This window comes from Pantoea sp. BR_17, assembly GCF_041955125.1.
Classification (GTDB): Bacteria; Pseudomonadota; Gammaproteobacteria; order Enterobacterales; family Enterobacteriaceae; genus Pantoea; species Pantoea stewartii.
The window spans coordinates 282,053-307,231 of record NZ_JAVAXT010000003.1; the positions used below are offsets into that span (position 1 = coordinate 282,053).

Sequence of the window (25,179 nt, forward strand, 5' to 3'; positions counted from 1 at the left end):
CCGAGACGTTCAGGCTGGTTATGCCGTTTTTTTATTGACTGGTGACGGTGATAGCATGGCTGGCAAAGCTGGCACGCAGATGTTGCGCAAACGTCAGTGCATGCGCCCCGTCACCATGCAGGCAGACGGTTTCTGCGTTCACCTGAACCGCCTCACCGGTCACACTGATGACCTGCCCCTGTCGCACCATCATCAGGGTTTGCTGAATCGCCTGGTCTTCCTCTTCAATCAATGCGCCGGGCTGGCCACGGGGCACCAGCGCGCCGCTGCTGAGATAGCCGCGATCGGCAAACACCTCCTCCCGGGTTTTCAGGCCGTGATGGGCCGCCGCGCGAATCAACTCACTGTTAGCCAGCCCCACCATGATCAGCCGGGCATCGACGGCTTTGACGGCTCGCGCAATCGCCTCGGCCAGCGTGGCATCCGCCGCCGCCTGGTTATACAACATACCGTGAGGTTTAACGTGAACAAGCGACTGCCCTTCGCTCTCCGCCAGGCTTTTGAGTGCACCAACCTGATAGATGATTTGCGCATAGACGGTTTCCGGCGGCAGTTGCATCGCACTGCGGCCAAAGTTTTCACGATCGGGAAAGCTGGGATGCGCGCCAATCGCCACGCCAAATTCGCTGGCCCAGCGAATGGCCTGCAACATCATCTGCGCGTCGCCTGCGTGAAAGCCGCAGGCGATGTTGGCGGAACTCACCAGCTGCAACAGCGCACGATCGCTGCTGCTCCCCTCGCCCAGATCGGCGTTTAAATCAATTTTCATTTGCCAGTCCCCAGGCCATTTGCCCCAATACATGCTGCTGCTGTCGCGTTGCCGCCAGCGCCTCTTCGGGCGTACAGGGCATAAAATGAATCGGCTCGCCCAGACGAATCTGCGCCAGATGATAAAGATCGCATTCAATGACGCAGGCTATACGTGGATAGCCGCCGGTGGTCTGTGCATCCGCCAGCAGGACGATCGGCTGACCGTTTCCAGGCACCTGAATGACGCCGGGCACCAGACCATGCGATAATAACTCGCGCGGCACGTCGCGTTGCAAAGCAGGGCCCTGCAAACGGTAGCCCATGCGATTACTTTGAGGGTTCAGCTTCCAGGCTGCTCGCCAGAACGCCTGTTGTGACGCTTCGCTGAATTCATGGTATTCCGGTCCGGGTAACGCCCGAATACGGTTACCCCAGAGCAACTGGCGCACGCCTTTTTTGCTCGTGAAGTGCTGTTGCGGTTTGCCCAGCGGAATGACGTCGCCGTCCTGCAGCGTCCGCCCCTCAAAGCCGCCAAAACCGGCCTTGATGTCGGTGCTGCATGAGCCCAGCACTGGCGGAATAGCGAATCCACCGTGCACAGCCAGGTAGCTGCGCATGCCGTGAATCGGTTTCTTCAACACCAGGACCTGCCCTTTTTTTACCGGTAAACGCCAGCCTGTCCAGACAGGCTTGCCATCCAGTTCGGCCTGACAACCCGCTCCCGTTAGTGCAAACCACCCATCCCGACGGAATTCCGCTTTAAACTGTCCGAGGACAATCTCCAGCACGGCGCTGCCCGGCGGATTGCCTGCCAGCAGATTGGCTGTGATCATGGCGGGTTGATCCAGAACACCACTGACGCCGATGCCATACTGTCGCCAGTGATAGCGTCCGAAATCGTGAATGCTGGTTGCCAGACCCGCGCGAAGAATGTTTAACATATCCCTTCCTTTTGCGGCACAAACCGGACATTGTCACCCGGACGAAGTAAGGTTGGCGACTGCTGGCTGGGTGTGAAAAGCGCGACCTGCGTCCTGCCAATCAACTGCCAGCCGCCTGGTGAGACCAGCGGATAAACACCGGTCTGGCTGCCGCCGATGCCCACCGATCCAGCCGGAACCGCAACGCGCGGTTCGGCGCGGCGCGGCATATGCAGGCGCGCATCCAGGCCGGCCAGGTAAGGAAAGCCGGGCTGAAAACCAATAAAGAAAACCGCGTAATCCGTGCTGCTGTGTAACGCGACGACCTGCTTTTCCGTCATGCCGGCGTGGTCGGCCACCTGACGCAAGTCCGGCCCCGCCTCGCCCCCATAGATGACCGGAATGGTCACAAGGCGCGACTCTGTGTCCTGCGCCTCACTTTCCTGCCACCACTGTTCAAGTTGCGCCGTCGCCTGTCGGGTATCTCTGGGCGGCTCCCGTAACAGCAGCGTCAGGTTGTTCATGCCGGGAATCACTTCCCGGGTCGCGTCGTGTGACTGCAAACGCTGGCACAGATGCCAGATTCGCTGCTGACTGGCCAGCGAAACGGGCGGAGACAACTCCAGTACCACCGCGCGCTCGCCCAGCATATAGCATCGTGTTTTTTGCAACACGTACCTCCTGGTAAACAGCTTTGCGGTGCTCAGACAGGATTCTGGCGCGCAAAAGCCAAATGTATTTTACAACCCAGGAAGGTAGTTATGCGAAAGTGACGGTAATGTGTCAACAGGTTTGGGTTCTGCGCAGATGGCAGAACCCAGGGGGATCAGGCGGGATTGGGAATATCAATAAACGTGACATCCAGGCCATGATGCTCCGCCAGCCATTCACCCAACGCCCGAATACCCGCGCGTTCGGTGGCATGGTGGCCTGCGGCGAAAAAGTGCAGGCCTTGTTCACGGGCGCTGTGAATGGTTTGCTCAGAGACCTCGCCCGTAATAAAGGCATCTACGCCAAAGGCGGCCGCATTATCAATAAATCCCTGACCGCCGCCACTGCACCAGGCAACACGACGGATCGCTGCTGGCGCATTATCACCACAGTGAAGCGGCTCCCGTCCCAGCACCTCAGTAATACGCTGTGCCAACGCATGGCCGCTCACAGGCTGAGTCAGTTCGCCCCAGGGCACCAGCGGCATAATCTCGCCCATCACATTAATACCCAGCAGCTTAGCCAACTGCGCGTTATTGCCCAGCTCAGGGTGCGCATCCAGCGGCAGGTGCCAGCCGTAGAGGTTAATATCGTTTGCCAGTAGCGTGCGCAGACGCTGGCGTTTCATGCCTTTAATCACCGCCGGTTCACTTTTCCAGAAATAACCGTGATGTACCAGCACTGCATCGGCTTTGCGCGCCACCGCTTCATCCAGCAGCGCCTGGCAGGCGGTCACGCCGGTAACGATCGTTTTCACTTCAGGTCGGCCTTCGACCTGTAGCCCGTTTGGCGCATAATCGCTGAAGGTATGGGTTGCCAGCTGATCGTTAACGATTTTTTCTAACGCATAGTGATTCATTTCTGCTCCTTGCCACCTCAGGCCGCATTTTTTGCGCGCTCGAAGGCGTCGAGTGTCTTTTTACGTGCGTCCTTATGTTCCACGATCGGTGTTGGATAATCGAGTGTCTTGTTGTTTTTCCGCGCCCATTCGTGCGGCTGATGAATCGCACTGTCCGGCACGTCTTTCAGTTCGGGCAGGTAGTGACGAATAAAATCACCCTGTTCATCGAAACGCTCACTTTGCGTCGTAGGGTTAAAAATGCGGAAATACGGTGCGGCATCGGTCCCCGTGGACGCCGCCCACTGCCAGCCGCCGTTATTGGCGGCCAGGTCGCCATCGATAAGCTGCTGCATGAAATAGCGCTCGCCTTGGCGCCAGTCGATTAACAGATCCTTTACCAGAAAACTGGCCGTGATCATGCGAAGCCGGTTATGCATCCAGCCGGTCTGCAGCATCTGTCGCATGGCCGCATCGACGATGGGATAACCGGTTTTCCCGGCTTTCCAGGCGTCAAAATGCGCCTCGTTTCTTTGCCACGCGACATGACGCGTCCAGTGGACAAAAGGCTGATGCTTACACAGTCGGGGAAACGCAACGATGAGATGGCGATAGAACTCACGCCAGATGAGTTCATTGATCCAGACAGCCGCCGGGCTGCCTTCCAGCGCCCCGGGATGTTCATGCAACACCCGATGCAGACACTGGCGCGGTGAAAGCACGCCGATGGTCAGGTAAGCCGATAACCGGCTGGTGCTGTCGCGCGCAGGCAGGTCACGCTGCTTTGGGTAATCCAGCACGGCATGTTGCGCAAACGCACGTAGCCGCTTAATCGCCGCCTGTTCACCGGCCGGAAACAGCGCATCATCAACCTCAGCATGGTCGTAATCAAATGGCGAAATCGCTTTTGGTGTGTTCAGGGGCGCGCCATCCCGGGCTTTAGGCGCCGGGACACACTCAGGCAACCCCTGCTGCAGGCGACGAATAAAGGCTTTGCTGAACGGGGTAAACACTTTGTACATCTCACCATCGCCGGTCTGGATACTGCCGGGCGACAAAAGTACGCTGTCATCAAACCCCTGACAGATCACGTCCGCTTCATCTAACCGCTTTTCCGCCTGCGCATCGCGCTGACGTTCGTTAAATTCGTACTGGTAGTTATAAAACAGTTGATCAACGTTTTGCTGTTCACAAAACGTGACGAGAAAATCCACGCTGGCAGCGAAATCATCACACTGATGAACATGCAGCGGGATGCCTTTTTCGGCCAGTGATGCCTGCAGGCTGCAGAGATTCTGGTGAATAAACGCGACCTGCCGGGGGGCCATATCGTGTTGCTGCCACTGTCCCGGCGTGGCAATAAACAGTGCTATGACACGGGCATCTGACTTGCTGCAGGCGGCATGCAGCGCAAGGTTATCATTGATGCGCAGGTCATTACGGAACCAGACAAGATGGGTCGTCATCATGCTCCCGACTCATTGTCCGTAGCGCAGGCGCAGCGCTTCCGGGTAAGGATCGAAGTAGCGCTGCTGCGTCAGCCACGGATGAGGATATTCAGCCATGTAGTGCTTAAGAATCGTAATCGGTGCCAGTAACGGTTGCGTGCCCTGACGGTAACAATCAATCAGTGACGTCAGTTCTCTACGTTGCGGCGAACTCAGTTGACTGCGGAAATAACCCTGAACATGCATCAACACATTGGTGTGGTTAGTGCGTGAGGCCGGTTGTGACATCAGATCCATAAGGCGGTTGCGGTACTCGAAGGCAAACGCCTCCAGTGACTCCCACTGGTTCATCGAGGCAACAAAGGGGCCCAGTTCACGGTATTTTTTTTGCGAATGCGCCAGCAGTAACAATTTATACTGGCTGTGGAAGGCAATCAGGCCATGACGGGTCAGCCCCTTTTTCCACATTTCATGAAACTCGTGCAGCGCGCAAATCCGGCCGATAAAGTTTTCACGTAATGTCGGATCGTTCAGACGCCCGTCTTCTTCGAGCGGTAACCAGGGCATTTCACGTTGCAGAAAACGGGTAAATATACCGGTTCCCGCTTTACGGTTATTATTGGTAGCGGGCTCGTAGATACGCACGCGCTCCATCCCGCAACTGGGTGATTTTGCACACAGTATGTAGCCGCACAGGTGATGCAGCGATTTCACGCGTTTTTCGGACCAGTCGCGCATCTTATCGGTGATGTCATCGCCGCCCTCTTTGCTGAAGCAAAGGTGCAGTTCATCGTCGTCGCTCTGCTTAACTAAGCGCAGCGCCGGGCGCGGCGTGGGCAGCCCAATCGCCATTTCAGGGCAAACGGGTTCGAAACGAACAAAAGGCGTCAGTTGCTCAGTGGCGAACGCGAGCCGCTTGTGGCCGCCATCAAATCTGACGCTCTCACCAAGCAGGCAAGCGCTGATCCCAACGGGAATTTTTTCGCTCATACTTGTACAACCTCCGAAAACTTGTAGAGGTTTAAGTGTAGCGTAAAACGACCGGGATGGTACAGATTCTGTGTAGCAAAAGTGAACGCCGCGAAGCCTTTCAGATGACCAGCCCGTGGTCTTTTTTAACGGTTTATTCTCCCACTGCCACGCTGACCAGCCAGCGCCGAATCACCTTTTCATCCTCAGGCGTGACCCCCGAAAGCAGGCTGGCCTCAACCGACTGAACCGCTACTTTGCACTGCGTGAGAACGTCACGCCCGGCGTCAGCAATCTCAATCACCTGAATTCTGCCGTGCACCGCGTGCGGACGACGACGAATCATTCCGGCCCGCTCCAGATTCGCCACAATGACGCTCATCGTCTGTGGCGTCAGCAGCGACAGACGCGCAAGGTCGGCACCCGATGCGCCGGGATAGGCCGCAAGCATGGTCAGCACCGAAAATTGCGGCAACGTGACGCCTTTATCCTTCAGCGCATTTTCCATTCTGATTTTATGAGCCGCATGGGCCTGCCGCAGCAGATAACCAATATGGCCTGACTCACCGCGTTTTCCTTCACCGGGTTCAGGGATGGTGGTGCTCTGCAGATCTGACTTGCGCATAATATAAGAGTTCGTATATTGTTGTTCGAATTCTTATATTAGCAGATGAGGTATATCGTGACATCACTTAATCACCGTCGCAGCGACTGGTCTTCGTTCGAACATACCGCACCCGATGTGGTGGCAGCCTTAGCGATGCTGGGCAAAGCCGTTGACGATTCCGGGCTGGAAAAATCGCTCACTGAGCTGATCAAACTGCGCGCTTCACAGCTGAATGCGTGCGCTTTTTGCCTCCAGTACCATCTCAATCTGGCGCGTAAGACCGATTTGAGCCCGGTAAAAATGGATCTGGTCGCCGTATGGCGCGAAACCGGTATCTATTCGGAGCGGGAATGTGCGGCGCTGGCCTGGACAGAGGCCCTGACCTTAATGGCTCAGCAGCCGGTTTCTGATGCGGTGTACGCTGAGGTCAGCCGCGTCTTCGATAAACAGGAAATCGCGTTTCTTACCTCGGCTGTTGCCGCGATCAATGCCTGGAACCGTATCGCAGGCGCGCTGCAGTTTGCCCCGCCGGTGCCTAAACGCTAGCGGTCTGCCGTCAGTGCTTCTGCCTGTGGGCGATATTGCAGCGGGTTCTGAAGCGCGTAAAGTGCTGTGCCCGTCGGGGCCGCCGGTCAGATAATAAGGAAGGGTTGCCCGTGAACGGGCACTGGCGGACGGGGCGGCTTGCCCGGACACTGAGAAGGTTTCCTGCGTCACTGGCGCAAAGCTAAGGCGCAACTAAGCTGCGTGACGGAACGAACAGGGAAAAAAGAGGCGCTGTGTCGCCCTTAACACCGTGCCACAGCACACTGCAGGTGAAAAACAGATAAGCACGTCTGAGAAAACGCTGGCAATCCCCGCTGTAGGGATGTGTCCCCAGGCCTGCGCGGCGTAAAATCAACCGCACAGCAGGGACTTACCAGAAAATACCCGCCGCTGCTTCAGACTGCGCCAGCCAGACCGGTTTGGCGCTGGTTTTGCACCACATCCGATGCAGGTAGCTGTAGAAGCGCGCCCGATCCTGACGAAACAGCATAACCGGCAGAGCGAGCAGACCTGAGAGGATGACCAGCGTTCGGCGCAAAATAATTTTGTGAAGTGGATAGGTGCGGTACATAGCAGCCTCCTGAGTAAAAAAACGTCATAAATGTGATCTGTGTCTAATATTACGCCGGGTTGGATGATTTTACTACTCATCTGACCACTAAATTTGCGTCTTTTTTGTTCTGCACGGGTAAGTTTACCTGGCCGTTATACCCGGGTTAATTATGAGTTACAGAGGTGATCCTTCAACGGATTTCATGGCAACACGGACGAACGCCAGAAAAGTTGATACAGTGTGTTTTCCCTTTTCAGGCAATGGCAGGATTGGTGTGACCACGGTTTTAATCATTGAAGATGAGAAAGAAATTCGCCGCTTCGTGCGCCTCGCGCTGGAAAGTGAAGGCCTGAAGGTTTTCGATGCTGAGACGCTGCAACGTGGGCTGATCGAAGCCGCCACGCGAAAGCCCGATTTAGTCATCCTTGATCTGGGTTTACCTGATGGCGACGGCAAGACGTTTATTGGTGAACTCCGCCAGTGGAGCACGCTGCCGGTTATTGTTCTCTCTGCCCGTACTGACGAGCAGGACAAAATTGACGCACTGGATGCTGGTGCCGATGATTACCTGACTAAACCTTTTGGGATTGGTGAACTGCTGGCGCGTGTTCGGGTCGCCCTGCGGCGTCATGCCGGGAAGCACCCCGATCCGAAGGTCAGCTTCGCCGACGTGGTCGTCGATATTGCCGCACGGCGTGTGCTGCGCGCGGGCGAAGAAGTTCACCTTACGCCCATCGAGTTTCGTTTGCTGACCACATTACTGAATAACGCGGGGAAAGTTCTGACGCAGCGTCAGCTGCTGAATCAGGTCTGGGGACCCAATGCTGTCGAACACAGCCATTACCTGCGCATTTATATGGGCCATCTGCGTCAAAAGCTTGAAGCCAATCCGACCCAACCCGTTCACCTGCTGACGGAAACCGGTATCGGCTACCGGTTCATGCCATAAAAAAAGCGCCAGCGGCGCTTTTTTTATTTAACAGATTTATCAGGCGTTTTTCAGCACTTCACTGACAATCTCGACGGCTTCTTTCTCGATCTGCGCACGGTGCTCTACGCCCAGGAAGCTTTCACAGTAGATCTTATACGCGTCTTCGGTGCCCGATGGACGCGCGGCGAACCAGCCGTTTTCCGTCATGACTTTCAGTCCACCGATAGACGCGCCGTTACCGGGAGCGGCCGTTAAGCGCGCGGTAATCGGATCGCCCGCCAGCGTATCTACACTGACCATTTCAGGTGACAGCTTCGACAATGCGGCTTTCTGCGCTGATGTTGCCGGTGCCTGCAGACGGTTGTAGCTTGGCGCACCGAAGCGTGCAGCCAGTTCATCATAGTGCTGCTGCGGGTTCTTGCCCGTTACGGCCGTAATTTCTGCCGCCAGCAGACACAGGATGATCCCGTCTTTATCGGTTGACCAAGGTGTGCCGTCGAAGCGCAGGAATGACGCGCCCGCACTTTCTTCGCCGCCAAAACCAAAGCTGCCATCAAACAGGCCATCCACGAACCATTTAAAGCCCACCGGGACTTCTACCAGTTTGCGGCCAATATCGTCCACGACCCGGTCAATCATCGCACTGGACACGAGGGTTTTACCCACGGCAACGTCCTGACCCCACTGCGGACGGTGCTGGAACAAATAGTTGATCGCAACGGCCAGATAATGGTTTGGATTCATGAGCCCGGCAGGGGTAACAATGCCGTGACGGTCATAATCCGGATCGTTTCCGAAGGCCAGATCGAATTTGTCTTTGTAGGCCAGCAGCCCCGCCATGGCGCATTCGGACGAACAGTCCATGCGCACCACACCATCTTTATCAAGGTGCATAAAGCGGAAAGTCTGGTCGACAGCGTCATTCACCAGCGTCAGATCCAGCTTGTAGTGCTCAGCGATACGCTGCCAGTAAGCGATCCCGGAACCGCCAAGCGGATCGACACCAATCTTCAGGCCCGCTTTCTGAATCGCAGGAATGTCGATGATCTGTGACAGACCTTCCACGTAAGGCTGAATCAGATCTTTTTCATGGATGTGGCCGCTGGCCCAGGCCTGATCCAGTGACAGACGTTTAACGTCTTTAAGGCCGTCTTTCAACAACTGATTCGCGCGGTCTTCCACCACTTTGGTAACGTTGGTATCTGCCGGACCACCGTTTGGCGGATTGTATTTAATGCCGCCATCTTCCGGGGGATTGTGCGACGGCGTAATCACAATGCCATCTGCCAGTGGGCCGCCGGATTTGTTGTGTTCAAGGATAGCGTTCGAAATCGCAGGCGTTGGCGTATAACCGTTATCCTGCTGAACAATCACATCAACCCCGTTTGCGGTCAGCACGGACAGCACGGACAGCAGCGCGGGCTCAGACAGCGCGTGCGTATCTTTACCCACATAGCACGGGCCGGTAATACCGTTCTTTTTACGCTCTTCCGCAATCGCCTGCGCAATCGCCAGAATGTGCTTTTCGTTAAAGCTGTGACGTCCTGCGCTACCGCGATGGCCTGATGTGCCAAATTTCACCGCATGTTCTGGATTCGCCACATCGGGCTGCAGGACATAATATTGTGAAGTTAATTGTGCAACGTTAATCAAATCGCTCTGCTGGGCAGGCTGCCCGGCACGGGGGTGATTGGCCATTGGCGCTTCTCCCTGACGCTTCAGTTTAAATGGTGCCGCAAACTTTCTCAGCCAGTTCCGATGGGAACTGCATCGACAGCATAATGTGTTCGATCATGCTGCGTTTACGACCGGTATTGGTATTCGTAATGACCCAGTACGGCGTGCCGGGCACATGCTTCGGCTTGGTATGGGTGCCGCTTTGCAGCAGCGTGTGCTCATCGCCTGCAAAATAGATGCGCGTACGGCCCTGCATGGAGGTGGTCGCCTCAGCAAACGCGGCCGTATCCAGACGATAGAGCGTTGACAAGATTAGCATAAAGCGATTTACCGCCCGCTTCTGCTCTGCATATTCATCAGAAAGCAGCAACTCGCGCACCGCACGAACACGATCCTGAGGGCGTGACTCATTCCCTGCCGACTGTGCCGTTTTAGACGGCTGCGAGGCGGCAACAGGCTGTGTTTCGGTCGCGGTGGCTGTCTGACCCGCAGTAAACTTCAGCATACGGCGCAGAATATCGGATGCGCTTTCGCCAATATGTTGCGTGTGGCTGGCAATATAACGGTAGAGCTCTTCGTCAACTTCGATCGTTTTCATCTTATTCCGTACGGTTTTGACTCACGACAGAACCCGCGATTTTCTGAAAATCCAGAGGTAAACACCGGGGTTTCAGGCCGTGTGCAGGTTCTAACATGAAGATTATAAAGTTAAATTCAGACAGGCTGATAGCATTCAAACGGTTTAGGGGCAAAAGTCAGAATATGTCCTAATGCCACCGGAAGCAGCGCACCTGAAAAGGTGAAACCATGATAACCTAAGCGCAGGTCTCACACTTAAGAACTTTGCTATGATTTTGAATGCCCGTCTGCAAACTGAACAATCTTCTGCTGATTCCACACCCGTTCTGCTCATTCACGGTTTGTTTGGCAGTCTTGATAACCTCGGCGTTCTGGCGCGCGGTCTGAAAGATGACCATCCGCTTATCCAGGTTGATGTGCGTAATCATGGCTTATCTCCGCGCGCTGACGAGATGACCTATCAGGTTATGGCCCAGGATATGCTGGACACGCTTGATGCGCAGGGCATTGAGCGCCTTTCCGTCATTGGTCACTCCATGGGCGGTAAAATTGCCATGACGATGAGCGCCCTGGCCCCTGAGCGGATAGAACAGATGGTGATGATCGACATTGCGCCCGTCGACTATCAGACGCGCCGCCACGACGAAATTTTTGCCGCGATCCGAGCCGTCACCGACGCGGGCGTGACGATGCGCAGTGAGGCGGCCGAAATTATGCGTCAGCATCTTAATGAAGAAGGTGTGATTCAGTTCATCCTGAAATCGTTCAGTAGCGGTGAATGGCGCTTTAACGTTCCAGCGCTCTGGGACAACTATGCGCATATCACCGGCTGGGAAACGGTGCCCGCGTGGCCGCACCCGGCGTTGTTCATTCGCGGTGGTGACTCCCCTTATCTGGACAATCAGTACCGTGACGCGATACTGCAACAGTTTCCCGCCGCGCAGGCGCACGTGATTGGCGGTGCAGGTCACTGGGTCCACGCCGAAAAACCTGATGCTGTTTTACGCAGCATTCGCCGGTTTTTTGCACGATAAACCCGCTTAACTGGCTGTAAAAGTTTAGGATTGGCGTCCATGGTTAGCCTGGAGTATGATGGCGCGCTAAATTTTTGCCGTGGGCGCGTATCCACGGTAAAAGCCAGTAATTTAATCTGCGCAGCGGCACGATCCGTTTGCGCCCATTCAGTTGTACTAAGCCATGGCAAAAGAAAACACTGACCGCACGACGCTCGATCTGTTCGCTAACGAGCGTCGCCCTGGTCGCCCTAAAACCAGTCCGCTTACGCGTGATGAACAACTGCGTATCAATAAACGCAATCAACTGAAACGTGACAAAGGGCGCGGGCTTCGCCGTGTCGAACTCAAAATGAACAGCCAGGCGGTAGAAGCGCTTAATACGCTGGCTGAACAGCGTAATCTCAGCCGCAGTGAATTAATTGAACAAATGCTGCTGGCGCAACTCAAACTGGACTAACGCACGCAAACCGCACACAGAAACAAATGTCGCGGCTTTACAAGTTCCGCCCTTTTGCGTGGTCTGCTATCATTTGCTGAATATGCTCAGGCATTCATTCTATCATCAGGATTTAAGAGGTTATTTTACCCATGGCAATCGTAGGCATCTTCTTTGGCAGCGATACCGGTAACACCGAAAACATTGCAAAAATGATCCAGAAACAACTGGGCAAAGACGTTGCAGAGGTTCACGACATCGCGAAAAGCACTAAAGAAGATCTGGAAGCCTTTGACATCCTGCTGCTGGGTATTCCGACCTGGTACTATGGTGAAGCACAGTGCGACTGGGATGACTTTTTCCCGACGCTGGAAGAGATCGACTTCAACGGTAAGCTGGTGGCGCTGTTCGGTTGTGGCGATCAGGAAGACTACGCCGAGTACTTCTGTGACGCGATGGGCACCATTCGTGACATCATCGAACCTAACGGTGCCATTATCGTGGGCCACTGGCCAACCGAGGGTTACCACTTCGAGGCCTCAAAAGGTCTGGCAGACGATAACCACTTCCTGGGCCTGGCGATTGATGAAGATCGCCAGCCAGAACTGACGAATGAACGCGTCGACAAGTGGGTTAAGCAGATCTTCGATGAACTGCAACTCAAAGAAATTATCGAAGCCTGATAGCCCTGAGCGCAGTGTGGGCGCTGGTCCACACTGCATCAATGGCTTTTCCTATAAAAATAATAGCTACATTTTTGTAACTTTCCGCATTTAGTCTGTAGAATACCCGCATCGATCATCTGCTTATTTCCCTGGAATTGAGATGACACAACGCGAAATGGTAGCCAGCCCGCCCTCCATGCTTTGTACCGCGAACATCGCCACGGTTTCATCGCAGGCAGCATCGGTTTTCATTTCAGCGCATCAGTTCTATAATGAGACGCAAATGAGAATGGCGGTCGATCGACATACAGGCTACATGCCACAAGAGTGACCAAAGTAACAGGACAATATCCGCATGACTGACAACAACACCGCATTAAAGAAGGCTGGCCTGAAAGTCACCCTGCCCAGACTCAAAATTCTGGAAGTGCTTCAGGAACCTGCATGCCATCACGTCAGCGCGGAAGATCTGTATAAACGCCTGATTGATATGGGCGAAGAGATTGGACTGGCCACGGTTTACCGTGTACTGAACCAGTTCGACGATGCCGGCATTGTGACCCGCCACAACTTTGAAGGCGGTAAATCGGTGTTTGAGCTGACGCAGCAGCACCATCACGATCACCTGATCTGTCTGGATTGCGGTAAAGTCATTGAATTTAGTGATGAGTCTATTGAAACGCGTCAGCGTGATATCGCGACCCGTCACGGTATTAAGCTCACCAACCACAGCCTGTACCTGTATGGTCACTGTGCCATGGGCGATTGCCGCGAAGACGAAACACTGCACGACAAGTAACGTTTGTCAGAGGGTAAAGAAAAAGCCGATGCCTGCATCGGCTTTTTTGTGCCTGTCAGTCACGCTACCAGCGTTTCCTGCAGGTAGCGCCAGCGGGGCACCGAGGTGGAGCAGTCCAGAATCGCAACGGAAATGCGGCTTTTATTTTCCCCATTCATCATCTGCACTTCCCGATACTGAATGGTAACCTCGTTAGCGTGCTCTGACAGGATCACATGTTCGCTGGTCGCGATGCGCATCCCTTCCCGTGCGCCCTGTAAGCGGCGAAAGAGTTCTTCAACCTCATTGAGGTTCAGCATCTTGCCCTGTGGCGTGACCATCTGGAAGTCAGGATGAAAATGAGAAAGCAGCAGATGAAAGCTGTCACCACTGTCACGGCTGTGGTTAAAAATATGTTCAATGAGTTGATGTAAGACGACAACGCTGTGTTTGGCTTCCTGTGCGAAAACTGTCATTTTTTTCCTTTTTAACCCGCAAACAAAGACTACAGAGGGTTAGCGTACCTGAAAAAAAATAATTCACACCGGGAAAGTTATTAAAAAAATTAAACTGAGAGCGATTCCACAGAAGTAAAATTAATCGAATTAAACGGGTTCAGGACAAATGTCGGCGCTAAAAAAAATCCACCCAATAAAAAAGGGCGATTGCTCGCCCTTTACCGATCATCTGATGACCATGCGGCGTAAATTATTCGCCGTTTTTCGCCCAGGTATCGCGCAGACCAACAGTACGGTTAAACACTAACTGCGACGGTGTTGAATACACACTGTCAGCGCAGAAATAGCCTTCACGTTCGAACTGATAAGGCGCACTGGCTTCTGCGTCACGCAGACCGGGTTCAACGAAGCCGTGTTTAATCGCCAGCGAATCCGGATTGATTGTCGTCAGAAAATCATCCGCCGCACCCGGATTCGGGACGCTGAACAGACGGTCATACAGACGGAATTCTGCCGGTAGTGCATGTTCAGCTGAGACCCAGTGGATAACCCCTTTGACTTTACGGCCATCAGCAGGATCTTTGCTCAGCGTATCGACGTCACAGGTGCAGTAGATGCAGGTGATATTGCCTTCTTCATCTTTCGCGGTCCGTTCCGCACGGATGACATAGGCATTACGCAGACGCACTTCTTTACCCAGCACCAGGCGCTTATATTGCTTATTCGCCTCTTCGCGGAAGTCGGCACGATCGATCCAGATCTCGCGGCTAAAGGGAACATCGCGTGTGCCCATTTCCGGTTTGTTAGGATGATTTGGCATGCTGAGCACTTCATTGTGCCCGGCAGGCAGGTTTTCCAGCACAATTTTCACCGGATCCAGCACCGCCATCGCCCGCGGCGCATTTTCGTTGAGATCGTCGCGGATACAGGATTCCAGCGAAGCCATTTCAACGATGTTGTCCTGCTTCGTGATACCAATGCGGCGGCAGAACTCACGAATGGAGGCCGCGGTGTAACCACGACGACGCAAACCCGACACGGTTAACATGCGCGGATCGTCCCAGCCTTCAACATGCTTCTCGCTGACCAACTGCGTCAGTTTGCGTTTTGACATCACCGCATACTCCAAATTCAGGCGCGAAAACTCATACTGACGCGGATGAACAGGAATAGTAATGTTATCCAGCACCCAGTCATACAGGCGGCGGTTGTCCTGGAATTCCAGCGTGCAAAGGGAGTGCGTAATGCCTTCCAGCGCATCCGAAATGCAGTGGGTGAAATCGTACATCGGGTAGATGCACCACTTATTGCCGGTTTGATGATGCTCGGCAAACTTGATGCGGTACAGCACCGGATCGCGCATGACGATAAAGCTGGAAGCCATGTCGATTTTCGCGCGCAGACAGGCTTTGCCCTCTGCGAACTCGCCATTGCGCATTTTTTCAAACAGCGCGAGGTTCTCTTCCACACTGCGGTCGCGGTAAGGGCTGTTTTTACCCGGTGCCGTTAAGGTACCGCGGTATTCACGAATTTCGTCTGGCGTCAGTTCATCAACGTAGGCCAGGCCTTTGTTGATCAGTTCAACGGCATAGTGATAAAGCTGGTCGAAATAGTCAGATGAATAACGAACCTCGCCGCTCCAGGTAAAACCCAGCCACTGCACGTCACGCTTAATGGATTCGACGAACTCCATATCTTCTTTGACCGGATTGGTATCGTCAAAACGCAGATTGCACTCGCCCTGATAATCTTGTGCAATACCGAAATTCAGGCAGATTGATTTAGCATGGCCGATATGCAGATAACCATTTGGCTCTGGCGGAAAACGGGTATGCACACTGCTGTGCTTACCGCTGGCCAAATCCTCGTCAATAATCTGACGAATAAAGTTCGTTGGGCGGGCTTCAGCCTCACTCATCTCAAAATCCTCAACGCATAGAATGGGTGGTTTATACCACGTAATATCCGGGTATGATCCACAAAGCGTTGCAGAGAAACAACCGTTTGTTGGGCGATTAAAATAAAAAAGGCAGGAATCGCTTCCTGCCTTTTGTTGAGGATACAGGGAATTAGCCTTTTACTTCATACAGCGGGGTTTCACCGGCGATGACCTGGCCCTGCGTCAGCAGCGTTAAACCGGCGAAGTCTTCAATATTGCTCACCACCACCGGACTGATCATTGAGCGGGCATGGGCGTTAAGATAGTCCAGATCCATCTCCAGCACCGGCTGGCCTGCTGTGACCTGTGCACCCTCTTCCACTAAACGGGTAAAGCCCTGACCGTCCAGCGCCACGGTATCCAGCCCCATGTGCACGACGATCTCTACCCCGTTTTCACTTTCCAGACAGAAAGCATGGTTCGTGTTGAAAATTTTCACCACCGTACCGGCAACAGGCGCAACGACGCGCTTGTCGCTCGGCTTAATCGCCACGCCATCACCCACGGCTTTACTGGCGAAAGCCTCATCCGGCACCGCATCCAGTGCGATAACCTCACCGCTCACCGGGGCCACCAGCGTTGCGATAACGCGTTTTTCACTGTTCAGGACGGCCTGGGGTTTGGCCTCGTTAGCGGGGGCTGGCGCACTGCCACTGCTGGCTGCGCCAGCAACCGGGCCTTTCACCAGCACTTTTTTCATGGCCGTGGCGATACTTTCCGCCTGGGTACCCACGATAATCTGGACACTTTGCTTGTTGAGGCGAATCACACCCGACGCACCCAGCCGTTTTGCCACACCTTCGTTAACCTGGCCCGCATCTTTCACGTTCAGACGTAAACGGGTAATACAGGCATCAATGGCGGTAAGGTTGTCTGAACCGCCCACCGCGCCGATGTAGCGGCGTGCCAGTGATTCCGTGGCGCTTTCACCATTATCAGTGGTATCAACGTTCACGTCATAACCGTCCGCTTCATCCCCCGCTACCGCCAGTTCACGACCTGGGGTCATCAGGTTGAATTTTTTGATGGTAAAGCGGAAGACCAGATAATAAATCACGAAGAACACCAGGCCCTGCGGAATCAGCATGTACCATTGCGTCGCCAGGGGATTACGGGTAGAGAGCACCATATCCACTAATCCCGCACTGAAGCCAAAGCCGGCAATCCAGTGCATGCTGGCAGCGATAAAGACCGAGATGCCGGTCAGTACAGCATGGATGACATACAGTACCGGTGCCACGAACATAAAGGAGAATTCCAGCGGTTCGGTGATACCGGTAAAGAATGCTGCGAAAGCGGCCGCCAGCATGATACCGCCCACTTTTGCCCGGTTTTCAGGGCGAGCGCAATGGTAAATTGCCAGCGCCGCGCCCGGCAAACCGAACATCATAATTGGGAAGAAACCCGCCTGATAGCGGCCAGTGATGCCCGGGATAGCAGTGCCCTTTGCCAGTGACTGCGCACCGCCGAGGAATTTAGGGATATCGTTAATGCCTGCTACGTCGAACCAGAAAACGGAGTTCAGCGCATGATGTAAGCCAACCGGAATAAGCAAACGGTTAAAGAAGGCGTAAACACCCGCACCAACCGATCCCAGTTTTTGTATATGCTCACCGAAGCTCACCAGACCATTAAAGATGACAGGCCAAATGTACATCAGGATAAATGCCACCAGAATCATCAGGAAGGACACCAGAATAGGCACCAGCCGACGCCCGCTAAAGAATGAGAACGCTTTGGGCAGTTCTACATGGCTAAAACGGTTATAGACTTCTGCGGACAGCACGCCTACCAGAATACCGACAAACTGGTTGCTGATTTTTCCAAACGCCGCCGGCACGTCCGCCACCGGGATTTTCTGGATCATGGCTACAGCAGCCGGTGAACACAGCGTAGTGACGACCAGGAAGCCCACAAAGCCGGTCAGTGCAGCCGCACCGTCTTTATCTTTTGACATGCCGTATGCAACGCCAATGGCGAACAGCACCGACATATTTTCGATGATCGCGCCACCGGATTTAATTAACAACGCGGCAAAGGCATTGCCTGCACCCCAGCTGTCAGGATCGATCCAGTACCCTATTCCCATTAAAATTGCTGCTGCGGGCAGCGTAGCGACCGGCACCATCAGGGCCCGCCCCACACGTTGTAAGTAACTTAACATTGACCTTTTCCCCCATTGAAACTGACTTATTGCATGGCTGCCGCTTAATGTTGTTATGTCAGCAGCCCGCTTCTGACGGCATTACACTCAGTGCTGAGGAGTGTAATAACAAATTAATTCGCTCTACAAATTAATAGCAGCCATTTGTGACAAAAATCACCAAAAATTGATTTTTAACGTCGACATGACTGGCTATGAACGCCCACTTATTTTATGATGCGAAATATCAAGACGCGCGTTTCCTTCCCATTCGCCTGTCCTCACCGGCAACATGGCTTTGCTGCGCGTCGAATCCTTCACTCACATTTGAGGTGCAACATGAGACTGATTCCTTTATCTACTCCCACTCAGGTCGGCAAATGGGCAGCGCGCCATATTGTGAACCGTATTAATGCGTTTAATCCCAGCGCTGACAAGCCCTTTATTCTGGGACTGCCTACGGGCGGTACGCCTCTGGAAGCGTACAAGCACCTGATCGATATGCACAAAGCGGGCCAGGTTAGCTTCAGACATGTCATTACCTTCAACATGGATGAATATGTCGGGCTGCCGAAAGAGCATCCGGAAAGCTACCACAGCTTTATGCATCGTAATTTCTTTGACCACGTTGATATTCAACCCGAAAACATCAATTTGCTGAATGGTAATGCGCCCGATATTGACGCAGAATGTCGCCGTTATGAAGATAAAATTCGGTCTCTGGGCAAAATCCACCTGTTCATGGGCGGCGTCGGTAATGATGGCCATATCGCCTTTAACGAACCCGCGTCGTCATTATCTTCACGCACTCGTATCAAAACGCTGACTCACGACACACGTGTGGCAAATTCACGCTTTTTTAACGGTGATGTTGATCAGGTGCCGAAATATGCCCTGACCGTTGGCGTGGGCACGCTGCTGGACGCTGAAGAAGTGATGATTCTGGTTACTGGTCACGTTAAAGCACAGGCGTTGCAGGCTGCCGTGGAAGGAAACGTGAACCACATGTGGACAATCAGTTGCCTGCAACTCCATCCTAAATCCGTGGTGGTCTGCGACGAGCCCGCGACCATGGAGTTGAAAGTTAAAACGGTGAAGTACTTCCGTGAAATGGAAGCGGAAAATATGCAGGGCGTTTAATACCGTTATTACGTCACCTGCTGTCAGATGCACGAGCGGCAGGTAAGCCGGGAGAAGAAGATGTACGCATTAGTCAATGGCCGAATCTACAGCGGCTACGAAATTCTGGATCACCATGCCGTGGTGATCGCTGACGGACGCATTGAACGGGTTTGCCCTGTTACTGCCTTGCCGTCAGGCATTGAACAGCAGGACGTAAGCGGCGCCATTATCGCGCCCGGCTTTATCGACCTGCAGCTTAACGGCTGTGGCGGCGTCCAGTTTAATGACGATATAGACGCCATCAGCGTGGAAACGCTGGAAACCATGCATCGCGCCAATGTGAAATCGGGCTGTACCAGCTTTCTGCCTACGCTGATTACCAGCAGTGACGCACTGATGGTGCGCGCGGTGGAAACAATGCGCGCCTTTTTGCAGAAGTATCCTCACGTTATGCTGGGCTTACATCTGGAAGGCCCCTGGCTGAGTGTGGCGAAAAAGGGCACACATAACCCTGCCCTGATCCGTGAGCCCGATGCGCAGATGGTGCAATTCCTTTGCGACAACGCAGACGTGATCAGCAAAGTTACGCTGGCACCCGAAGTGGTGGGCAGCGCGGTGATTCGCCAACTGAGCGAAGCGGGTATCGTGGTCTCAGCCGGGCATTCCAGTGCCACTTATGAAGAGGCAAAAGCGGGGTTTGCGGCGGGCATTACGTTCGCCACGCACCTCTATAATGCGATGCCTGCCTTTGCCGGACGTGAGCCCGGCCTCATCGGTGCGCTGTTTGATGCGCCTGATGTATACTGCGGCATTATTGCAGATGGTTTACATGTCCATTACGCTAACGTCCGCAATGCTAAACGCATCAAAGGTGACAAACTGGTGTTGGTCACCGACGCGACAGCACCGGCGGGCGCTGCTATCGATAAGTTTATTTTTGCTGGTAAAACAATCTATTATCGTAACGGGCTGTGCGTGGATGAGCAGGGCACGCTAAGCGGTTCAGCACTGACAATGATTGAAGCCGTACAAAACTGCGTTGAGCATGCGGGCATTGCGTTGGATGAAGCCCTGCGCATGGCATCACTTTATCCCGCACAGGCAATGGGCGTTGAAAAACAGTCAGGTACGATTCAGGCAGGGAAACTCGCCAACCTGACGGTTTTTACACGCGACTTTAAAATTATTAAGACGTTAGTCAATGGAGATAACGTCCTGAGCGAGTAAGCACTGAATGACCACTGGCGGCCAGACTCAAATTGGAAATGTCGATCTTGTCAAACAACTGAATAGTGCGGCCGTCTACCGGTTAATCGACCAGCAAGGGCCGATTTCACGTATTCAGATTGCGGATTTAAGCCAACTTGCCCCCGCCAGTGTCACCAAAATTACACGTCAGCTTATTGAGCGCGGTTTGATTAAAGAAGTGGACCAGCAGGCGTCCACCGGCGGTCGCCGCGCCATTTCTATCGTGACGGAAACCCGCCACTTTCACACCATCGGTGTGCGTCTTGGCCGCAATGATGCCACGCTAACCCTGTTCGATTTAAGCGGTAAATCCCTGGCTCAGCAGGATTATCCCCTGCCCCAGCGCACGCAGGAAGCACTCGAACAGGCGTTGTTCGATGCCATTGCGCATTTTATCCAGCAGAGTGAAGCGAAAATTCGCGAGCTAATCGCGATTTCCGTGATTTTGCCCGGCCTCGTTGATCCGCTTAATGGCGTAATCCGCTACATGCCGCATATTCATGTGAATCAGTGGCCGCTGGTTGCTAATCTAAAGCACCGGTTTAACGTCACCAGTTTTGTGGGCCATGATATTCGCAGCCTGGCGCTGGCTGAGCACTATTTTGGCGCAACGCGCGATTGTGCCGACTCGATATTAGTGCGCCTGCATCGGGGAACCGGCGCAGGCATTATCGCCAACGGGCAGATTTTTTTGGGCAGTAATGGCAATGTCGGTGAAATCGGTCATATTCAGGTCGATCCCCTGGGGGAACGCTGCCACTGTGGCAACTTTGGCTGTCTTGAAACCATTGCGGCAAACAGCGCCATTGAACATCGTGTAAGCGAGCTACTGAATAAAGGCTACCCGAGCATCCTGACTCAGGCGGCGTGCCAGATGCAGCATATCTGCCAGGCCGCCAATCAGGGCGATGCGTTAGCCTGCGAAGTTGTCGAGCATGTGGGGCGTTATCTGGGTAAGGCGATTGCGATTGCGATAAACCTGTTTAACCCGCAAAAAATCGTGCTGGCAGGCGAGATCACCGAAGCAGAACGTGTCTTGCTACCCGCGATTGAAAGTTGCATTAATACGCAGACACTGGCGGCCTTTCGTAAAAATCTGCCTGTGGTGCGTTCACAACTCGATCATCGCTCGGCGATCGGCGCCTTTGCGCTGGCGAAACGAGCGATGTTAAACGGCATCCTGCTGCAACATCTTTTGGAAGACTAAGCGCAGCCTGTTTTCTGACAGCGCGCATCGGAACACATTTATGACGATTAAAAATGTAATTTGTGACATTGATGGCGTGCTGATGCACGACAATACCGCGGTGCCCGGTGCAAAAGAGTTTTTGCAGCGCATTCTGGCTAAAGATATGCCATTAGTGGTGCTGACCAACTACCCTTCCCAGACGGCGCGGGACTTAGCCAATCGCTTCTCCTCCGCGGGCATCGACATACCGGATTCGGTGTTTTACACCTCAGCCATGGCGACCGCTGACTTTCTGCGTCGTCAGGAAGGCAAAAAGGCCTATGTCATTGGTGAGGGTGCGCTGGTGCACGAACTCTACAAAGCGGGCTTTACCATCACTGACGTTAACCCAGACTTTGTCATCGTGGGCGAAACCCGGTCGTTTAACTGGGACATGATGCATAAGGCGGCTTTCTTTGTGGCAAACGGGGCGCGTTTCATTGCCACCAACCCCGACACGCACGCCAGGGGATTCGTGCCCGCCTGCGGTGCCTTGTGTGCCGGTATTGAAAAGATCTCCGGTCGCAGGCCGTTTTATGTCGGCAAACCCAGCCCGTATATCATGCGTGCCGCGCTGAATAAAATGCAGGCGCACTCAGAGGACACGGTGATCGTGGGTGACAACCTTCGCACCGATATTCTGGCCGGTTTTCAGGCCGGACTGGAAACCATTCTTGTCCTGTCTGGGGTGTCAACCCTGAGCGATATTGACGCGATGCCTTTCCGTCCTGACTGGATTTTCCCTTCCGTGGCCGATATCGATCTCTTCTAAAGGTTCAGCTTATGACGCACTGCCGCCTCAGGCAGTGCATCCCCCTTCGTTGCCCCTCTCTGCTGGCTTGAGATCGTTCAAAAAACACCCCAAAATCACTTTTCACTGCCGATTCATCAATAAAAAGACACTTTCATTAGATAAAATTCAATATCCAGGGTTATTCAACAACCTTTTTATCAGTGAAACACGATTCCTCTTGCATTGTGTACCTGAAATAACGCATTTTCTTATACATCACGCAGCGAACGGCTGCCGGACAAACGTAAAATTACATCGCCGCAGGTGAGTTCAGGAGTCAGATATGTGTTCTATTTTTGGTGTGCTGGATCTGAAAAGCGATCCCGTTGAGTTACGTAAAAAAGCATTGGAAAGCTCACGCTTAATGCGTCACCGTGGGCCGGACTGGTCAGGTGTGTATGCTGACGACCACGCGATCCTTGCTCACGAACGTCTCTCAATTGTCGACGTCAACAACGGTGCACAGCCACTGTATAACGCCGATCACACTCACGTTCTGGCCGTCAACGGTGAAATCTACAACCATCAGGCCCTGCGCGCAGAGTTAAGCGATCGTTATAGTTTCCAGACCGGTTCGGACTGCGAAGTCATTCTGGCGCTGTATCAGGAAAAAGGCGTCGATTTCCTGGACGAGTTGCAGGGCATGTTTGCCTTTATCCTGTACGACACCGTGAAGCAAACGTATCTGATTGGTCGCGACCATATCGGTATCATTCCGCTGTATATGGGCAACGATGAGCACGGCAACCTGTTTGTGGCGTCTGAAATGAAGGCGCTGGTGCCGGTTTGCCGCACCATTAAAGAATTCCCACCGGGAAGCTACCTTTCCAGTACTGACGGTGAAATTCGTCGTTACTGGCAGCGTGACTGGATGGAATACAAAAACGTTGAAAACAACGTGACTGACGCGGCTGGCCTGAAACATGCGCTGGAAGAGTCGGTAAAAAGTCATCTGATGTCAGACGTTCCTTATGGCGTGCTGCTGTCTGGCGGTCTGGATTCTTCTATTATCTCAGCCGTGACTAAGCGTTTTGCCGCTAAGCGCGTTGAAGATCAGGACAAAAGCGATGCCTGGTGGCCACAGCTGCACTCTTTTGCCGTCGGTCTGGAAGGCTCACCGGATCTGAAAGCAGCCAAACTGGTTGCCGAGCACCTGGGTACGGTTCACCATGAAATCCACTTCACGGTGCAGGAAGGTCTGGATGCTATTCGTGACGTGATCTACCACATTGAGACCTACGATGTGACCACCATACGTGCCTCCACGCCGATGTACCTGATGTCGCGTAAGATCAAAGCGATGGGCATTAAAATGGTGCTGTCAGGCGAAGGCGCAGATGAAGTCTTCGGTGGCTACCTCTATTTCCATAAAGCGCCTGATGCCAAAGAATTCCATGAAGAGAACGTGCGTAAGCTGCTGGCTCTGCACATGTTTGACTGTGCTCGCGCCAACAAAGCGATGTCCGCCTGGGGCGTAGAAGCGCGCGTGCCGTTCCTGGATAAGAAATTCCTGGATGTCGCCATGCGTATCAACCCACAGGACAAGATGTGCGGCAGCAACGGTAAAATGGAAAAACACATTCTGCGCGAATGTTTCTCTTCCTATCTGCCTGAAAGCGTTGCCTGGCGTCAGAAAGAGCAGTTCTCTGACGGCGTAGGTTACAGCTGGATTGACACGCTGAAAGAAGTGGCGGCTAAGCAGATTAGCGATCAGCAACTGGCGACGGCGCATTTCCGCTTCCCGTATAACACGCCGGGTTCGAAAGAAGCGTATCTCTATCGCGAAATTTTCGAAGAACTGTTCCCGCTGCCAAGTGCTGCCGAGTGCGTGCCGGGCGGGCCGTCTGTTGCCTGTTCGTCGGCAAAAGCGATTGAGTGGGATGAAGCCTTCAAAAACATGGACGATCCTTCAGGACGTGCCGTGGGCGTGCACCAGTCCGCTTACAAATAAGTGCTATACTGAGTGAACAGATGGGCCAGTAATGGCCCATTTTTTGTGGAGTTGCCGTTGTATTCACTGAAAAATTGCCGAATAAAGCACCACCCTGGTTATAAGCCAGACAAACAGGCGTTTGAAGGCAAAAAATTTGTTGACGCTGTGTAGTCAACTCCGCATAATGCGCCCCGCAACGCCGATGAAGGTTGCGCGAAAAAAGATGGCTACGTAGCTCAGCTGGTTAGAGCACAGCACTCATAATGCTGGGGTCACAGGTTCGATTCCCGTCGTAGCCACCATCTTTTTTTTGCGGGAGTGGCGAAATTGGTAGACGCACCAGATTTAGGTTCTGGCGCCGCAAGGTGTGCGAGTTCAAGTCTCGCCTCCCGCACCATTTCACGAGTCGGCAGCATGGATGGGGTATCGCCAAGCGGTAAGGCACCGGTTTTTGATACCGGCATTCCCTGGTTCGAATCCAGGTACCCCAGCCAATTTCGATGTATCTCGCGGCTGCGAGTGGACGAATGGGATATCGCCAAGCGGTAAGGCACCGGTTTTTGATACCGGCATTCCCTGGTTCGAATCCAGGTATCCCAGCCATCATCGAAAGGCAATACAATTTGGCTACGTAGCTCAGCTGGTTAGAGCACAGCACTCATAATGCTGGGGTCACAGGTTCGATTCCCGTCGTAGCCACCATTTTCTTGGGGTGTCGCCAAGCGGTAAGGCACTGGTTTCTGATACCAGCATTCCGGGGTTCGAATCCCTGCACCCCAGCCATTTTAGACAATTTGATTTGACACCATTGGGGTGTCGCCAAGCGGTAAGGCACTGGTTTCTGATACCAGCATTCCGGGGTTCGAATCCCTGCACCCCAGCCAAATTAAG

At 53.6% G+C, this 25,179-nt stretch carries 24 protein-coding genes and 7 tRNA genes; 18 read left to right on the plus strand and 13 right to left on the minus strand.

What is annotated here, in order from left to right; all coding sequences use genetic code 11:
- Nucleotides 1-31: 31 nt before the first annotated feature.
- From pxpA to RAC60_RS07470, 7 genes are all read right to left on the minus strand, one after another.
- The gene (pxpA, locus tag RAC60_RS07440; RefSeq protein ID WP_375093189.1) at nt 32-769 is read right to left on the minus strand and encodes a 5-oxoprolinase subunit PxpA; all 738 of its coding nucleotides are present in this window, start codon (nt 767-769) and stop codon (nt 32-34) included.
- Nucleotides 759-1,691: a 5-oxoprolinase subunit PxpC gene (gene pxpC, locus RAC60_RS07445; RefSeq protein ID WP_375093191.1), complete on the minus strand. Its 933-nt coding sequence runs from the start codon at nt 1,689-1,691 to the stop codon at nt 759-761. Before pxpC ends, pxpA begins: the two co-directional genes overlap by 11 nt.
- Nucleotides 1,685-2,341 (minus strand): 5-oxoprolinase subunit PxpB, encoded by a 657-nt coding sequence (gene pxpB / locus RAC60_RS07450; protein WP_324028718.1) that lies wholly within the window; start codon nt 2,339-2,341, stop codon nt 1,685-1,687. The genes pxpC and pxpB overlap by 7 nt, the downstream gene beginning before the upstream one ends.
- Nucleotides 2,342-2,496: 155 nt before the next feature.
- Nucleotides 2,497-3,240, minus strand: a complete 744-nt coding sequence (locus RAC60_RS07455) for a type 2 GTP cyclohydrolase I (RefSeq protein ID WP_033739329.1) — start codon at nt 3,238-3,240, stop codon at nt 2,497-2,499.
- 17 nt (nt 3,241-3,257) lie between these two features.
- Complete coding sequence (gene phrB, locus RAC60_RS07460) at nt 3,258-4,685, minus strand: deoxyribodipyrimidine photo-lyase (protein WP_375093261.1); 1,428 nt, start codon at nt 4,683-4,685, stop codon at nt 3,258-3,260.
- A 12-nt stretch (nt 4,686-4,697) separates the two neighbouring features.
- Nucleotides 4,698-5,657 (minus strand): 2-thiouracil desulfurase family protein, encoded by a 960-nt coding sequence (locus RAC60_RS07465; RefSeq protein ID WP_006118440.1) that lies wholly within the window; start codon nt 5,655-5,657, stop codon nt 4,698-4,700.
- A 133-nt stretch (nt 5,658-5,790) separates the two neighbouring features.
- Nucleotides 5,791-6,261, minus strand: a complete 471-nt coding sequence (locus tag RAC60_RS07470) for a MarR family winged helix-turn-helix transcriptional regulator (RefSeq protein WP_375093193.1) — start codon at nt 6,259-6,261, stop codon at nt 5,791-5,793.
- Between the two features lie 57 nt (nt 6,262-6,318).
- Between RAC60_RS07470 and RAC60_RS07475 the strand changes: the two genes are divergently transcribed.
- On the plus strand, nt 6,319-6,789 hold the full coding sequence (locus RAC60_RS07475) for a carboxymuconolactone decarboxylase family protein (RefSeq protein ID WP_277281665.1): 471 nt from the start codon (nt 6,319-6,321) through the stop codon (nt 6,787-6,789).
- A gap of 370 nt (nt 6,790-7,159) precedes the next feature.
- Here RAC60_RS07475 and RAC60_RS07480 read toward each other — a convergent pair whose 3' ends face one another.
- On the minus strand, nt 7,160-7,360 hold the full coding sequence (locus RAC60_RS07480) for a YbfA family protein (protein ID WP_054634317.1): 201 nt from the start codon (nt 7,358-7,360) through the stop codon (nt 7,160-7,162).
- A 256-nt stretch (nt 7,361-7,616) separates the two neighbouring features.
- Between RAC60_RS07480 and kdpE the strand changes: the two genes are divergently transcribed.
- Nucleotides 7,617-8,291: a two-component system response regulator KdpE gene (gene kdpE / locus RAC60_RS07485; RefSeq protein WP_006118436.1), complete on the plus strand. Its 675-nt coding sequence runs from the start codon at nt 7,617-7,619 to the stop codon at nt 8,289-8,291.
- A 39-nt stretch (nt 8,292-8,330) separates the two neighbouring features.
- Here kdpE and pgm read toward each other — a convergent pair whose 3' ends face one another.
- Nucleotides 8,331-9,971, minus strand: a complete 1,641-nt coding sequence (gene pgm / locus RAC60_RS07490; protein ID WP_375093195.1) for a phosphoglucomutase (alpha-D-glucose-1,6-bisphosphate-dependent) — start codon at nt 9,969-9,971, stop codon at nt 8,331-8,333.
- A gap of 25 nt (nt 9,972-9,996) precedes the next feature.
- On the minus strand, nt 9,997-10,548 hold the full coding sequence (gene seqA, locus RAC60_RS07495; protein WP_006118434.1) for a replication initiation negative regulator SeqA: 552 nt from the start codon (nt 10,546-10,548) through the stop codon (nt 9,997-9,999).
- A gap of 250 nt (nt 10,549-10,798) precedes the next feature.
- Here seqA and ybfF point away from each other — a divergent pair, with 250 nt between their 5' ends.
- From ybfF to fur, 4 genes are all read left to right on the plus strand, one after another.
- The gene (gene ybfF / locus RAC60_RS07500; RefSeq protein WP_375093197.1) at nt 10,799-11,563 is read left to right on the plus strand and encodes an esterase; all 765 of its coding nucleotides are present in this window, start codon (nt 10,799-10,801) and stop codon (nt 11,561-11,563) included.
- A gap of 163 nt (nt 11,564-11,726) precedes the next feature.
- A complete protein-coding gene (ybfE, locus tag RAC60_RS07505) occupies nt 11,727-12,002 on the plus strand; it encodes a LexA regulated protein (RefSeq protein ID WP_006118432.1) in 276 nt (91 codons plus the stop codon).
- A 131-nt stretch (nt 12,003-12,133) separates the two neighbouring features.
- A complete protein-coding gene (fldA, locus tag RAC60_RS07510; RefSeq protein ID WP_006118431.1) occupies nt 12,134-12,664 on the plus strand; it encodes a flavodoxin FldA in 531 nt (176 codons plus the stop codon).
- A gap of 337 nt (nt 12,665-13,001) precedes the next feature.
- Nucleotides 13,002-13,445, plus strand: a complete 444-nt coding sequence (gene fur, locus RAC60_RS07515) for a ferric iron uptake transcriptional regulator (protein WP_375093199.1) — start codon at nt 13,002-13,004, stop codon at nt 13,443-13,445.
- A 59-nt stretch (nt 13,446-13,504) separates the two neighbouring features.
- On the opposite strand, the gene RAC60_RS07520 is transcribed toward fur, so the two are convergent.
- From RAC60_RS07520 to nagE, 3 genes are all read right to left on the minus strand, one after another.
- Nucleotides 13,505-13,900: a hypothetical protein gene (locus RAC60_RS07520; protein WP_033739315.1), complete on the minus strand. Its 396-nt coding sequence runs from the start codon at nt 13,898-13,900 to the stop codon at nt 13,505-13,507.
- Between the two features lie 232 nt (nt 13,901-14,132).
- Nucleotides 14,133-15,800, minus strand: coding sequence for a glutamine--tRNA ligase (gene glnS / locus RAC60_RS07525; RefSeq protein WP_006118428.1), 1,668 nt, complete (start codon nt 15,798-15,800; stop codon nt 14,133-14,135).
- Between the two features lie 151 nt (nt 15,801-15,951).
- Nucleotides 15,952-17,985 (minus strand): N-acetylglucosamine-specific PTS transporter subunit IIBC, encoded by a 2,034-nt coding sequence (nagE, locus tag RAC60_RS07530; RefSeq protein WP_375093201.1) that lies wholly within the window; start codon nt 17,983-17,985, stop codon nt 15,952-15,954.
- 318 nt (nt 17,986-18,303) lie between these two features.
- On the opposite strand from nagE, the gene nagB reads away from it, so the two are divergent.
- From nagB to RAC60_RS07590, 12 genes are all read left to right on the plus strand, one after another.
- Entirely contained in the window at nt 18,304-19,104 is an 801-nt protein-coding gene (gene nagB / locus RAC60_RS07535; protein WP_006118426.1) for a glucosamine-6-phosphate deaminase, read from the plus strand.
- Between the two features lie 60 nt (nt 19,105-19,164).
- On the plus strand, nt 19,165-20,313 hold the full coding sequence (gene nagA / locus RAC60_RS07540; RefSeq protein ID WP_033739310.1) for an N-acetylglucosamine-6-phosphate deacetylase: 1,149 nt from the start codon (nt 19,165-19,167) through the stop codon (nt 20,311-20,313).
- 7 nt (nt 20,314-20,320) lie between these two features.
- Nucleotides 20,321-21,541, plus strand: a complete 1,221-nt coding sequence (locus tag RAC60_RS07545) for an N-acetylglucosamine repressor (RefSeq protein WP_033739308.1) — start codon at nt 20,321-20,323, stop codon at nt 21,539-21,541.
- Between the two features lie 40 nt (nt 21,542-21,581).
- On the plus strand, nt 21,582-22,334 hold the full coding sequence (locus RAC60_RS07550; RefSeq protein WP_033739305.1) for an HAD-IIA family hydrolase: 753 nt from the start codon (nt 21,582-21,584) through the stop codon (nt 22,332-22,334).
- Between the two features lie 304 nt (nt 22,335-22,638).
- Entirely contained in the window at nt 22,639-24,306 is a 1,668-nt protein-coding gene (asnB, locus tag RAC60_RS07555; protein WP_006118422.1) for an asparagine synthase B, read from the plus strand.
- A gap of 207 nt (nt 24,307-24,513) precedes the next feature.
- Nucleotides 24,514-24,590, plus strand: a tRNA-Met gene (locus tag RAC60_RS07560).
- A 10-nt stretch (nt 24,591-24,600) separates the two neighbouring features.
- Nucleotides 24,601-24,685: transfer RNA gene (locus RAC60_RS07565), tRNA-Leu, on the plus strand.
- A 22-nt stretch (nt 24,686-24,707) separates the two neighbouring features.
- Nucleotides 24,708-24,782, plus strand: a tRNA-Gln gene (locus tag RAC60_RS07570).
- Between the two features lie 34 nt (nt 24,783-24,816).
- A tRNA-Gln gene (locus tag RAC60_RS07575) sits at nt 24,817-24,891 on the plus strand.
- 22 nt (nt 24,892-24,913) lie between these two features.
- Nucleotides 24,914-24,990: transfer RNA gene (locus tag RAC60_RS07580), tRNA-Met, on the plus strand.
- A 6-nt stretch (nt 24,991-24,996) separates the two neighbouring features.
- Nucleotides 24,997-25,071 (plus strand) — tRNA-Gln (locus RAC60_RS07585).
- A 26-nt stretch (nt 25,072-25,097) separates the two neighbouring features.
- Nucleotides 25,098-25,172 (plus strand) — tRNA-Gln (locus RAC60_RS07590).
- The last annotated feature ends 7 nt before the right edge of the window (nt 25,173-25,179 follow it).

Coding starts and splice junctions, on each gene's coding strand:
- pxpC (WP_375093191.1), bottom strand. CDS start 1,691: ATGTTAAACATTCTTCGCGCGGGTCTGGCAACCAGCATTCACGATTTC.
- pgm (WP_375093195.1), bottom strand. CDS start 9,971: ATGGCCAATCACCCCCGTGCCGGGCAGCCTGCCCAGCAGAGCGATTTG.
- glnS (WP_006118428.1), bottom strand. CDS start 15,800: ATGAGTGAGGCTGAAGCCCGCCCAACGAACTTTATTCGTCAGATTATT.
- RAC60_RS07455 (WP_033739329.1), bottom strand. CDS start 3,240: ATGAATCACTATGCGTTAGAAAAAATCGTTAACGATCAGCTGGCAACC.
- ybfE (WP_006118432.1), top strand. CDS start 11,727: ATGGCAAAAGAAAACACTGACCGCACGACGCTCGATCTGTTCGCTAAC.
- nagB (WP_006118426.1), top strand. CDS start 18,304: ATGAGACTGATTCCTTTATCTACTCCCACTCAGGTCGGCAAATGGGCA.
- RAC60_RS07545 (WP_033739308.1), top strand. CDS start 20,321: ATGACCACTGGCGGCCAGACTCAAATTGGAAATGTCGATCTTGTCAAA.
- RAC60_RS07480 (WP_054634317.1), bottom strand. CDS start 7,360: ATGTACCGCACCTATCCACTTCACAAAATTATTTTGCGCCGAACGCTG.
- fldA (WP_006118431.1), top strand. CDS start 12,134: ATGGCAATCGTAGGCATCTTCTTTGGCAGCGATACCGGTAACACCGAA.
- RAC60_RS07520 (WP_033739315.1), bottom strand. CDS start 13,900: ATGACAGTTTTCGCACAGGAAGCCAAACACAGCGTTGTCGTCTTACAT.
- fur (WP_375093199.1), top strand. CDS start 13,002: ATGACTGACAACAACACCGCATTAAAGAAGGCTGGCCTGAAAGTCACC.
- pxpA (WP_375093189.1), bottom strand. CDS start 769: ATGAAAATTGATTTAAACGCCGATCTGGGCGAGGGGAGCAGCAGCGAT.
- nagA (WP_033739310.1), top strand. CDS start 19,165: ATGTACGCATTAGTCAATGGCCGAATCTACAGCGGCTACGAAATTCTG.
- phrB (WP_375093261.1), bottom strand. CDS start 4,685: ATGACGACCCATCTTGTCTGGTTCCGTAATGACCTGCGCATCAATGAT.
- asnB (WP_006118422.1), top strand. CDS start 22,639: ATGTGTTCTATTTTTGGTGTGCTGGATCTGAAAAGCGATCCCGTTGAG.
- seqA (WP_006118434.1), bottom strand. CDS start 10,548: ATGAAAACGATCGAAGTTGACGAAGAGCTCTACCGTTATATTGCCAGC.
- nagE (WP_375093201.1), bottom strand. CDS start 17,985: ATGTTAAGTTACTTACAACGTGTGGGGCGGGCCCTGATGGTGCCGGTC.
- ybfF (WP_375093197.1), top strand. CDS start 10,799: ATGATTTTGAATGCCCGTCTGCAAACTGAACAATCTTCTGCTGATTCC.
- RAC60_RS07470 (WP_375093193.1), bottom strand. CDS start 6,261: ATGCGCAAGTCAGATCTGCAGAGCACCACCATCCCTGAACCCGGTGAA.
- RAC60_RS07465 (WP_006118440.1), bottom strand. CDS start 5,657: ATGAGCGAAAAAATTCCCGTTGGGATCAGCGCTTGCCTGCTTGGTGAG.
- RAC60_RS07550 (WP_033739305.1), top strand. CDS start 21,582: ATGACGATTAAAAATGTAATTTGTGACATTGATGGCGTGCTGATGCAC.